Origin of the sequence: Streptomyces sp. NPDC059564, from assembly GCF_042735575.1 — a bacterium.
Taxonomy (GTDB): domain Bacteria; phylum Actinomycetota; class Actinomycetes; order Streptomycetales; family Streptomycetaceae; genus Streptomyces.
On sequence record NZ_JBHWBP010000008.1, the window covers coordinates 1 to 11544 of the forward strand.

Genomic DNA, 11544 nt, shown 5'->3' on the forward strand with positions numbered 1-11544 from the left:
GTCGGGAGGGGGGGTGTGGGCTGGGGGGTGTTTGCGGGGGTGGGCATGGGGGTCCTTCGGGGGTGGTCAGGGGCGGCGGGACGCGGCGGGGAGGGCGTCGGCCAGGCGGTCCAGGACGGCTGCGGCCTGCTCGTCGGTCAGGGTCAGCGGGGGCAGCAGGCGCACGACGCTGGAGTGGCGGCCACCGAGTTCGACGATCAGGCCGCGGTCCAGGCATGCCTGGCGGACGGCCGCGGCGAGGGCGGGGGCCGCGGCGCCGGTGGCGGGGTCGATGAGTTCGAGGCCGATCATCAGGCCGCGGCCGCGCACGTCTCCGATGCAGGGCTGGTCGGCGGCAAGGCCCCGCAGGGCCGCCAGCATCCGCTCCCCCAGCACCGCCGCGCGTTCGGCGAGGCCGTTGCGGCGGACGTAGGCGAGGGTGGCGGTGCCCGCGGCCATGGCGAGCTGGTTGCCGCGGAAGGTTCCGGCGTGGGCGCCGGGGGTCCAGACGTCCAGTTCCGCGCGGTAGACGATCACCGCGAGCGGCAGGCTGCCGCCGATCGCCTTGGACAGGACCATGACGTCGGGCACCACCCCGGCGTGGTCCACGCCCCAGAAGGCGCCGGTCCGCCCGACCCCGGTCTGCACCTCGTCGGCGATCAGCGGGATGCCCCGGGCGGCGGTGATCTCCCGCATCCGGCGAAGCCAGGCGTCGGGGGCGGGGTGGACGCCGCCCTCGCCCTGGACGGGTTCGACGATCATCCCGGCGGGCACGGGCACCCCGCTCTTGGGGTCGTCCAGCAGGCTCTCGGTCCAGTGGGCGGCGATCCGCTCGCCCTCGGGGCCGCCGACCCCGAACGGGCAGCGGTAGTCCTGCGGGTACGGCAGCCGGGTCACCCGTACGTCGGTGGCGCCGCCCGAGGCTTCCATGGCTCCGGCGGTCATGCCGTGGTATGCCCCGGCGAAGGCCAGCAGCCCCGAGCGTCCGGTGGCGGCGCGGACCAGTTTCAGCGCGGCCTCGACGGCGTCCGTCCCGGCGGGGCCGCAGAACTGGACGCGGGCGTCGGCGGCCAGCCCGGCCGGCAGGTTCGCGAACAGCTCGGTGGTGAACGCGTCCTTGACGGGGGTCGCCAGGTCGAGCACGTGCAGCGGGGCCCCCGAGTCGAGGACCCCGCGGATGGCTTCGAGGACGACCGGGTGGTTGTGCCCGAGGGCGAGGGTGCCCGCGCCGGAGAGGCAGTCGAGGTAGCGCCTCCCGTCGGCGCCCTCGATCGTCAGCCCCCGCGCGCGCACCGGGACGACGGGCAGGGAACGGGCGTAGGTCCGGGCGGCGGATTCGCGCAGCGCCTGCCGGCGCAGGATGCCCTCGGCCGCGGCGGGCCCCCGGCTCCCCTGGGCCGGAACCTGCGGCGGGCTCGGCGCCTGACGCTCCGCCGGGCCCGCCGCCTGCCCCTCCGCCTGGCCCTGAAGCGGAACCGGCTGCGGAACCTGCGGCGGGATCTGTGCCGCTGCTGCGGCCGGCTCGGTCAAGGCCACGACTGTCGGTCCTCCCGCACGGATTCCTCTTCCGGATTGCGTCTCGAACATGAACGCTGCTGTCCCGTCCCCCGTACGTACCAACGACGGTGACGGCGGCGGATCACGGGTCCCCGGAAGATCCTTGACCGCTCCAGTCCCCGCCGGGGCCGGAAGAAATGGGGCGCACACGGGCGGACCGGTCCGTGACGGCACCGTCGGCGGGCAGGAACCGCCGACCCGGGGACGGCCGTCCTCCCTCACGGCGGCATAGTGGGGTGCTGCGTTCCACCCGTACGACACCGTCTCAACACCTCGAAACACCAGGGGGACTTACGACATGCGACCGAACCGACCGGTCACCGCGCTCCTCGCCGTGGCCGCGCTCGCGCTGACCGCCACGGCGTGCGGCCCCGGCGACGGCGAAGCCGGAGGCGGCGACGCCAAGCCGACCGTGGCCGCGCCCCTGCCGTCCGGCGCCGTGGACGGGATCAAGATCCCGCAGGAGCTGAAGGACAAGCTCAAGCAGCACGGGTTCGACATGGAGAAGTGGAAGGGGGGTGCGTGGAAGAACTGGAAGAAGGAGGACTGGCTCCGCGAGGCGGGCGACTACGTCAACCCGATCATCGACGGCCTGTGGGACCCGGACCGGATGCGTGACGCGGAGCAGCCGCAGCGCCCGGCGGTCGACCCCGACGCGGGCAGGGACCAGGGCGTCACCGACCCGACCCCGCTCCCCGTGACCGCCAAGGCGGCCGCCGCTCCGTACCACTCGAGCGTCCCGGCGTCCGGCAAGGTCTTCTTCGACGGCCCCGAGGGCTCCATGGTCTGCTCGGCGACGGTCGTGAAGGACCCGGCGCACCCGGGCAAGTCCAACATGGTCTGGACGGCGGGCCATTGCGTGCACGCGGGCAAGGCCGGCGGCTGGTACCGCAACATCGCGTTCGTCCCGTCGTACAACAACGCGGGCAAGCCGGCCGCGCAGCTCAAGGGCGCGCCGCGCGAGCAGGTGGCTCCGTACGGCGTGTGGTGGAGCGACTGGGCGCAGACCTCGGACCAGTGGATCGCGAGCGGCGGTCCGACGGGTGGCGCGGGTGCCCCGTACGACTTCGCGGTGCTGCACGTGACCCCGGAGAAGGGCGGCGGCAAGTCGCTGGAGGAGACCGTCGGTACGGCGCTCCCGGTGGAGTTCAACGCCCCGGCGGTGCCGAAGGTCGCGAGCATCACGGCGACGGGCTACCCGGCGGCGACTCCGTTCGACGGCCAGAAGGCGTACCAGTGCGCGGACAAGCCGGGCCGGCTGGCGCTGACCCAGGCGGACCCGGTGATGTACCGGATCGGCTGCACGATGACCGGAGGTTCCTCCGGTGGCGGCTGGGTCGCGGCGGGTGCCGACGGCAAGCCGGCGCTGGTGTCGAACACCTCGATCGGTCCCGCCAAGGCCGGCTGGCTGGCCGGACCCCGGCTGGGTCCGGAGGCGAAGGGCATCTACGAGGCCGTGTGCGACAAGTTCAAGCAGTGAGTCCGAGCAGTGAGTCCGAGCAGTGAGCTCAAGCAGCCAACTCAAGCAGTGAGTTCAGGCTGTGAGTTCAGGCTGTGACATGACCGTATGACGGAGGGCCCCTCGCTCAGGGGAGGGGCCCTCCGTCATACGGTGCGGTGTCCGCCTACCGCTTGGCGGGCACGTACGGTGCCAGGTCCGCCGCCAGTTCCTGGTGGACCCGGGCCTTGAGCAGGGTGCCCTCCGGGGTGTGCTCCTCGGAGATGACCTCGCCCTCGGCGTGCGCCCGGGCGATCAGCCCGCCGCGGGTGTACGGCACCAGGGCCTCCACCTCGACCTCGGGCCGCGGCAGTTCGGCGTCGATGATCGCGAGGAGTTCCTCGATGCCCATGCCGGTGCGCGCCGAGACGGCGATCGAGTGCCGTTCGATGCGCAGCAGCCGCTGCAGGACGAGCGGGTCGGCGGCGTCGGCCTTGTTGATGACCACGATCTCGGGCACGTTGACGGCGCCGACCTCGCGGATCACCTCGCGTACGGCCGCCAGCTGCTCCTCCGGCGCCGGGTGCGAGCCGTCCACGATGTGCAGGATGAGGTCGGAGTCGCCGACCTCCTCCATCGTGGAGCGGAACGCCTCGACGAGGTGGTGGGGCAGGTGCCGGACGAAGCCCACCGTGTCGGCCAGGGTGTAGACCCGGCCGGAGGGGGTTTCGGCCCGGCGGACGGTCGGGTCGAGGGTGGCGAACAGTGCGTTCTCCACCAGCACGCCCGCGCCGGTGAGGCGGTTGAGCAGGGAGGACTTGCCGGCGTTGGTGTAGCCGGCGATGGCGACCGAGGGCACCTTGTTGCGGCGCCGTTCCTGCCGCTTGATGTCGCGGCCGGTCTTCATCTCCGCGATCTCCCGGCGCATCTTCGCCATCTTCTCGCGAATCCGCCGCCGGTCGGTCTCGATCTTGGTCTCACCGGGGCCTCGGGTGGCCATGCCGCCACCGCCGCCGCCACCCATCTGCCGGGACAGCGAGGCACCCCAGCCGCGCAGGCGCGGCAGCATGTACTGCATCTGCGCGAGGGCGACCTGTGCCTTGCCCTCTCGGGACTTGGCGTGCTGGGCGAAGATGTCGAGGATCAGGGCGGTCCGGTCGACGACCTTGACCTTGACGACGTCTTCGAGGGCGATGAGCTGGCCGGGGCTGAGCTCGCCGTCGCAGACGACGGTGTCGGCGCCGCTCTCCAGCACGATGTCGCGCAGTTCGCGGGCCTTGCCGGAGCCGATGAAGGTGGCCGGGTCGGGCTTGTCGCGACGCTGCATGACGCCGTCGAGGACGAGGGCGCCGGCGGTCTCGGCGAGGGCGGCGAGCTCCGCGAGGGAGTTCTCGGCGTCCTGCACGGTCCCGGAGGTCCAGACACCGACGAGGACGACGCGCTCCAGGCGGAGCTGTCGGTACTCGACCTCGGTGACGTCCTCGAGTTCGGTGGAGAGGCCGGCCACGCGGCGCAGGGCCGCGCGCTCGGAGCGGTCGAGCTGGGCGCCGTCCCGCTCGCCGTCGATCTCGTGGCTCCAGGCGACGTCCTCTTCCATCAGGGCATCGGCCCGAAGGCTCTCGGTGAAGCTCTGCGGGTCCCGCACGTTCTGCGCGTCCCGCGGGTCCTGGGAAGGGGAAGAAGAGGAGGTCATTGGATCCTTACGTCGATTCGATTGCTTCCGCGCCGGCCAAGGCCAAAGGTACCGCTGCGCGTGACATCACACTGTCACGTCCAACGCGTCACCCCGTCCGGGGATTCCCGGGGCGGCCGGACCTGTCGATGGTGACATGCCCGTTCCTGGCCCGTCATACCGTTTTCCCGGCGGATCCCCGCCCCGGAGCGGCCCCGGCGCCCTTCGGAGCTGCCTCGGGGGCTGCCTGCGCAGCCGCCTTCGGCGCTGTCTTCGGACCCGGCTTGGGGGCCGCCGGGGTGCTCCACTCCGGGTGCCCCGGCATCGGCGGGGTCGTCGTCCCGTAGAGCCACGGCTGCAGGAAGGGCGCGAGGTCGCGGCCCGCCTCCCGGGAGGCCAGGCGTACGAAGTCCTCCGTGCCGGCGAGCCCGTCCCGGTGCTCCGCCACCCAGTTCCGCTCGATCCGGTCGAAGGCCTCGGCGCCGACCTCCTGGCGCAGCGCGTAGAGGATCAGCGCGGACCCGTCGTAGACGACCGGCCGGAACAGGCCGATCTTCTCGCCGGGGGCCGCCGCCTTGGGTGCCGCCGGGGGTCCGCCGGCGGCACGCCACTGGTCGGAGCGCTCGTAGGCCTCGCGCATGCGCCGGTCCAGGGAGTACTTGCCGAGGCCGTCCGCGTACAGGGCCTCGTACCAGGTCGCGTGTCCTTCGTTGAGCCACAGGTCGGACCAGGTCCGCGGGGTCACGCTGTCGCCGAACCACTGGTGGGCGAGCTCGTGGACCATGACGGACTCCACGTACCACTCGGGGTAGCCCTCCCCGGAGAACAGGCCGTGCTCGAAGAGCGAGAGGGTCTGCGTCTCCAGCTCGAAGCCGGTCTTGGCCCGCGCGATGAGCACGCCGTAGTTCTCGAAGGGGTAGCGGCCGACCCGCTGCTCCATCCACTCGATGTGTCCGGCGGTCTTGCGCAGCCACGGCTCCAGCCGCTCCCGGTCGGCTTCGGGCACGACGTCGCGCAGCGGGAGTCCGTGCGGTCCGGTGCGGTGGAGGACGGCGGAGCGGCCGACGGAGACCTGGGCCAGCTCGGTGGCCATCGGGTGCACGGTCTTGTACGTCCACACGGTCGCGCCGCCGGCGCCGGAGGCGGGGAGGGCGCTGGGCACTCCGTTGGCGACGGCCGTCATCCCGGCGGGGGCGGTGATCCGGAAGGTGAAGTAGGCCTTGTCGGCGGGGTGGTCGTTGCAGGGGAAGACGCGGTGGGCGGCGTCGGCCTGGTTGGCCATGGCCAGGCCGTCCTCGGTGGGGACCCAGCCGCCGTCGGCGCGGCCGCGGGGGTCGCTGGTGTGCCGGACGGCGATGTGCAGCGGCGTGCCGGCCGCCAGGGCGTGGGCGGGGGTCAGTACGAGGTCCTCCCCGGCGCTCTCGAACTGCGCGGGCTCCCCGTTGACCTCGGCGGACGCCACCGTTCCGTGGGTGAAGTCCAGGTTGATCCGCTCCAGCGGTTCCAGGGTGCGGGCTTCGATGGCGGTCACCGCGTCGAGCGGGCTGCTGTTGTCCTTGTACGTGAGGGACAGGTCGTACGAGAGGACGTCGTACCCCGGATTGCCGAGTTCGGGGAACAGCCGGTCGCCGATGCCCAGCGGCTTCGGCGGGGGCAGCACGGCGGCGACGAGGGTGAGGGAGGCGGCCGCGAGCAGGGCGGCGCGCAGGCGCGGGGAGGAGAGCTGCATCCACCACCGCTTACCAGCGCCCGCGACGCGCCCGCGAGCGGCGCGCGACGGGGGCACCCGAACGTGTCGCCCCAGCCATGGACCGGCCTACGCACTCCCCCGGCGTACGCCCCCTCACGGCGTCCCGCACCGCCTCGACCCGCGCGAATCCCCCGCCGGCCCGGCAGTCGCCCCCGGCCCCCGGAAGCCCTAGGCCCGGCTGACGTCGTACACGCCCGGCACGTCCCGCATGGCGCGCATCAGGGCGGGCAGTCCCGTCGCGTCGGGCAGCTGCAGCGTGTAGGAGTGCCGGACCCGCTGTTCGACGGGCGGCTCCACCGTCGCGGAGACCACCTCGACCCCCTGGCGGGCGATGGCCTCGGTCAGATCGGCCAGCAGATGCGGGCGGCCGAACGATTCAGCGAGCAGTGTGACGCGGCAGTCCGCGGTGGCCCGCCAGTGCACGGCGACCGAGGTGCGGCCCACGGAGCGCATCTGGGCCACGGCCGGACAGTGGATGCGGTGCACGGTGACGGCCCCGCCCCGTACGACGAATCCCGCGACCGCGTCCGGCGGCACGGGCGTGCAGCAGCCGGCGAGGCGTACGTGGGCGTCGGGGAGGTCCACGACGGCGTTGCCCCCGCCGCCCCGCAGGCCGGGCACGGACAGCGGCGCCCGGGGGGCCGCGGCGGCGGGACCGGCGCCGTCGGGATGGGCGGCGAGCCAGGTGCCGATGGCGATCCGGGCGGCCGGGGTCCGCGCGTGCTCCAGCCAGTCGGCGGCAGGCCCGGAGGAGGCGTCGTGGGCGAGCAGCAGCTGGACGGTGTCCCCGTCGGAGAGCGGGGCGGACAGGGAGGTGAGGCGCCCGTTGACCCGGGCGCCGATACAGCCGTGGGCCGCCTCGCCGTACTGGGCGTAGGCGGCGTCGATACAGCTGGCCCCGGCGGGCAGGCTGATCGTGCCGCTGGTGCCCCCGTCCTCGCGGAACACGGTGATCTCGCGGTCCTGCGCCAGCTCGGCGCGCAGCACGCTCCAGAAGGTGTCGGGGTCCGGCGCGGACTGCTGCCAGTCGAGGAGCCGGGAGAGCCAGCCGGGCCGGGTGGGGTCGACGCGCTCCTCCTCGCAGTCCGCGGCCTCCGGCGGGGTGCCCGTGGTGTACGGGTTGCCGAGGGCGATCACGCCCGCCTCCGCGACCCGGTGCATCTGGCGGGTGCGGACGATGACCTCGGCGACGTACCCCTCGGGGACGGCGACGGCGGTGTGGAGGGACTGGTAGAGGTTGAACTTCGGGGCGGCGATGAAGTCCTTGAACTCGGAGACGACCGGGGTGAAGCAGGTGTGCAGCTCGCCGAGGACCCCGTAGCAGTCGGCGTTCTCGGCGACGAGGACGAGGATCCGGCCGAAGTCGGAGCCCCGCAGTTCGCCGCGGGTGCGGGCGATGCGGTGGACGGAGACGAAGTGCCGCGGCCGTACCTGTACCTCGGCGGCGATGCCGGCGTCGCGCAGCACGGCGCGCACGGAGTCGGCGATGGCGGGCAGCGGGTCGCGGTCCCCGGCGTGCGCGGCGATGAGCGCGCGGGTGTGCTCGTACTCCTCGGGGTGGAGGATCGCGAAGACGAGGTCTTCCAGCTCGGTCTTGAGGGCCTGGACGCCGAGCCGTTCGGCGAGGGGGATGAGGACGTCGCGGGTGACCTTGGCGATGCGGGCCTGCTTCTCGGGGCGCATCACGCCGAGGGTGCGCATGTTGTGGAGCCGGTCGGCGAGTTTGATGGACATCACGCGGACGTCGTTGCCGGTGGCGACGAGCATCTTGCGGAAGGTCTCCGGCTCGGCGGCGGCGCCGTAGTCGATCTTCTCGACCTTGGTGACGCCGTCGACGATGAAGCAGACCTCGGCGCCGAATTCCTCGCGGACCTGATCGAGGGTCACATCCGTGTCCTCGACGGTGTCGTGGAGGAGCGAGGCCGTCAGGGTGGTGGTTTCGGCGCCGAGTTCGGCGAGGATGAGCGTCACGGCGAGCGGGTGTGTGATGTACGGCTCACCGCTTTTGCGCATCTGGCCGCGGTGGGAGGTCTCCGCGAGGAGGTACGCCCGCCGGAGAATGGACAGATCGGCGTCCGGATGGTGGGCACGGTGCGCTTCTGCTACGTGCCCGATCGCGTCCGGCAGTCGGTCCCGGGACGCCGGGCCGAGCAGCGCCGCCCGCCCCAGGCGGCGCAGATCGAGCCGGGTGCGGCCCCGTCTGCGCAGCTCAGGGCGCATTTCGGCATGTGCTTCGGGGTTCGTTGCCTCTGCACTCATGGGCACCTCCGACGGCTTCGACCGGCGGTGGCGGGCATGGGGTGAGCCCTCAGGGCCGGTGCCTGATGTTACCGACCCCACCACGTGGCGCAGTCCACCTCTCGCTCAGCGTGAAACGGATCACCCATGAGAGGGAATCTTCAGGCGAAAGCCGTTTCGGTGAGCCAGGCCGCCTCGAACTCGCCGGAGGCCACGATGACGGCCGGTCCGGTCATGTCGATCCGCCCGTCGGGGTGCTCGGTGATGAGCAGCGTTCCGCCGGGGAGGTCGACGGTGTACGTGGCCGGTTCGCCGGTGACGGCGGGGTCGGCGCCGTCACGGCGGATGGCGGCCACGGCGACGGCGCAGGCGCCGGTGCCGCAGGAGCGGGTCTCGCCGGAGCCGCGCTCGTGGACGCGCATGGCGACGTGCCGGGGGCCGCGGTCGACGACGAACTCGACGTTGACCCCCGTGGGGTAGGCGGAGGCGGGGCTGAACGGCGGGGGGCTGTACAGGTCGCCGGCCTGGTCGAGGCTTTCAACGAACGCGACGGCGTGCGGGTTCCCCATGTTCACGTTGCGCGCGGGCCAGGTGCGGTCACCGACGGAGACGGTGACGTCGCCTTCGGGGAGTTCGGCGCGGCCCATGGAGACGGTGACGTCGCCGGCCTTGTCGAGGTGGACCTCCTTGACGCCGCCCCGGGTGGCCACGGCGAGGTCGCCGGGCTCGACGTGGCCGGCGTGGTGGAGGTAGCGGGCGAAGACGCGTACGCCGTTGCCGCACATCTCGGCGATGGAGCCGTCGCTGTTGCGGTAGTCCATGAACCACTCGGCGCGGTCGGCCAGGTGGGCCGCGTCGGGGTGGGCGGCGGAGCGCACCACGTGCAGCACACCGTCGGCCCCGATGCCGGCGCGCCGGTCGCACAGGGCGGCGACGGCGCTCGCGGGCAGCTCGATGGCGTTGTCGGGGTCGGGGACGATCACGAAGTCGTTCTCGGTCCCGTGGCCCTTGAGGAAGGAGAGGGTGGTGTGCGTCACCCGCCCATGGTACCGAGCGGTGGCCGGCCCGGTCGGGGCAGGTCAGCGCGGTGTCAGCGGCCCCTGGACCGTCCGGCGGAGCCTGCTAGCGGAGCCGGGCCACCCGGTAGACCGCGAGTGCTACGACGGCCAGCGCGACCAGCGCGTACAGCCCGGCCATGCGCCAGTCGGGGCGGCGGCCGCTGCCGCGCGGCGGCAGCCCCGGCCAGGTGTAGCCGACGCGGCGCGCGGCCATCATGCCCCAGCCGCCCGCGCAGGAGCTGATGAGGAAGCCGAGCATGGCGACGACGGCGCCCCCGTCCCCGAACTCGAAGGCGAGGGGGAACGCGAACATCAGGGATCCGGCGGCGGCCAGCATCACGATGGGGGCGATCTGCCACAGGCGCAGGCGGCGCTGCGGGCGGAGCTCGACCTCGACGGCGGGGCCGGAGGCGGCTTCCGCGCCGGGCTCGGGCGCGTCGGGGCCGTCGGGGGTCAGCCGCGCGGGATCGGCGGGCAGACCCAGGCCGTCGGGAGCGTCCGGCGTGTCCGGAACCTCGGTCCCGGTGGACCCGCCCGGCCCTCCGGGGGCGCTGTGAAGCATCGGGTCCGCTTCCTGCCTGGTGTCGTCCCGCCCGGTGTCACGAGGGCCGGCCTCCATAGCCACGCGCCCTCCCCACTCGGACTTCGTACGCCGCTGTTCAGAAGTTTGATGATGGCACGGTCCCGGGCCCGGGACGGGCGCCCGGAGCGTCCCGATGCCATCACGTGATCAGGCTGTAACCGCTCGTTCGACCAACGACTGCGCGAGTCCGGGGAGTTCCGCGCGGTCGGCGACGGCTCCGCTGAGCCAGTGGACGCGGGGGTCGCGGCGGAACCAGGAGTCCTGGCGGCGGGCGAACCGCTTGGTGGCGCGCACGGTCTCGGCCTTGGCCTCCTCCTCGGTGCACTCCCCCGCGAGGGCGGCCAGTACCTGCTGGTAGCCGAGGGCGCGGGAGGCGGTGACGCCGTCGCGCAGGCCCCGGGCCTCCAGGGTGCGGACCTCGTCGACGAGCCCGGCCTCCCACATGCGGTCCACGCGCAGCGCGATCCGCTCGTCGAGCTCGGGCCGGGCCACGTCGACGCCGATCTGGACCGTGTCGTAGACGGACTCGTGGCCGGGCAGGTTGGCGGTGAAGGGCTGCCCGGTGATCTCGATGACCTCCAGGGCCCGCACGATGCGCCGGCCGTTGCTGGGCAGGATCGCGGCCGCCGCGGCCGGGTCGGCGGCGGCGAGTCGGGCGTGCAGGGCGCCGGGGCCGCGCAGCGTGACCTCTTCCTCCAGCCGGGCCCGTACCTCGGGGTCGGTGCCGGGGAACTCCATGGCGTCGAGCGCGCCGCGGACGTAGAGGCCGGATCCGCCGACGAGGACCGGGGTGCGTCCCTCGGCGAGCAGTTTGTCGATCTCGGCGCGGGCGAGCCGCTGGTACTCGGCGACGCTGGCGGTCTCGGTCACGTCCCAGACGTCGAGGAGGTGGTGCGGGACTCCGCCGCGTTCCTCGAGCGTCAGCTTGGCGGTGCCGATGTCCATCCCCCGGTACAGCTGCATGGAGTCGGCGTTGACGACCTCGCCGTCGAAGTGACGGGCCAGGGCGACGCCCAAGTCGGACTTTCCGGCCGCGGTGGGACCGACGACGGCGATGACCCGCGGGGCGGGGGCTGCATTCCTCACCGGGACAGTCTCGCAAACCGAACGGCATGTACCCGATCGGATTACGTGACGGGGTGCGGCGGGGGTCGTTGCCCTGAAGAGGTTCGGGCCGGGCGTACGCCCGGCGGAGGCCGGGCCGGACCAGGCGGAACTTCACCCGCACGAGTAACGTTATGGGAGTAGACATGGGCGTTTTTAGTCGGT

At 73.0% G+C, this 11544-nt stretch carries 8 protein-coding genes; 1 reads left to right on the plus strand and 7 read right to left on the minus strand.

What is annotated here, in order from left to right; genetic code table 11:
- Positions 1-66 precede the first annotated feature (66 nt).
- On the minus strand, positions 67-1566 hold the full coding sequence (locus tag ACFV0Q_RS03385; protein ID WP_384999727.1) for a diaminobutyrate--2-oxoglutarate transaminase family protein: 1500 nt from the start codon (positions 1564-1566) through the stop codon (positions 67-69).
- A gap of 268 nt (positions 1567-1834) precedes the next feature.
- Between ACFV0Q_RS03385 and ACFV0Q_RS03390 the strand changes: the two genes are divergently transcribed.
- On the plus strand, positions 1835-3016 hold the full coding sequence (locus tag ACFV0Q_RS03390; protein WP_384999730.1) for a trypsin-like serine peptidase: 1182 nt from the start codon (positions 1835-1837) through the stop codon (positions 3014-3016).
- 145 nt (positions 3017-3161) lie between these two features.
- Here the strand turns inward: ACFV0Q_RS03390 and hflX are convergent, their stop codons facing one another.
- The 6 genes from hflX to miaA all read right to left on the minus strand — a co-directional run bounded on the left by hflX (position 3162) and on the right by miaA (position 11361).
- The gene (hflX, locus tag ACFV0Q_RS03395; protein ID WP_384999733.1) at positions 3162-4667 is read right to left on the minus strand and encodes a GTPase HflX; all 1506 of its coding nucleotides are present in this window, start codon (positions 4665-4667) and stop codon (positions 3162-3164) included.
- A gap of 154 nt (positions 4668-4821) precedes the next feature.
- Positions 4822-6375, minus strand: coding sequence for a M1 family metallopeptidase (locus ACFV0Q_RS03400; RefSeq protein ID WP_384999736.1), 1554 nt, complete (start codon positions 6373-6375; stop codon positions 4822-4824).
- Positions 6376-6564: 189 nt separating this feature from the next.
- Positions 6565-8655 carry a RelA/SpoT family protein gene (locus ACFV0Q_RS03405; RefSeq protein ID WP_384999739.1) on the minus strand — a complete coding sequence of 697 codons (2091 nt, stop codon included), beginning with the start codon at positions 8653-8655 and terminating at the stop codon, positions 6565-6567.
- Positions 8656-8795: 140 nt separating this feature from the next.
- Complete coding sequence (gene dapF, locus ACFV0Q_RS03410) at positions 8796-9671, minus strand: diaminopimelate epimerase (RefSeq protein WP_384999741.1); 876 nt, start codon at positions 9669-9671, stop codon at positions 8796-8798.
- Between the two features lie 85 nt (positions 9672-9756).
- A complete protein-coding gene (locus tag ACFV0Q_RS03415; protein WP_384999876.1) occupies positions 9757-10311 on the minus strand; it encodes a hypothetical protein in 555 nt (184 codons plus the stop codon).
- A 111-nt stretch (positions 10312-10422) separates the two neighbouring features.
- On the minus strand, positions 10423-11361 hold the full coding sequence (gene miaA / locus ACFV0Q_RS03420; RefSeq protein ID WP_384999744.1) for a tRNA (adenosine(37)-N6)-dimethylallyltransferase MiaA: 939 nt from the start codon (positions 11359-11361) through the stop codon (positions 10423-10425).
- Between the last annotated feature and the right edge of the window lie 183 nt (positions 11362-11544).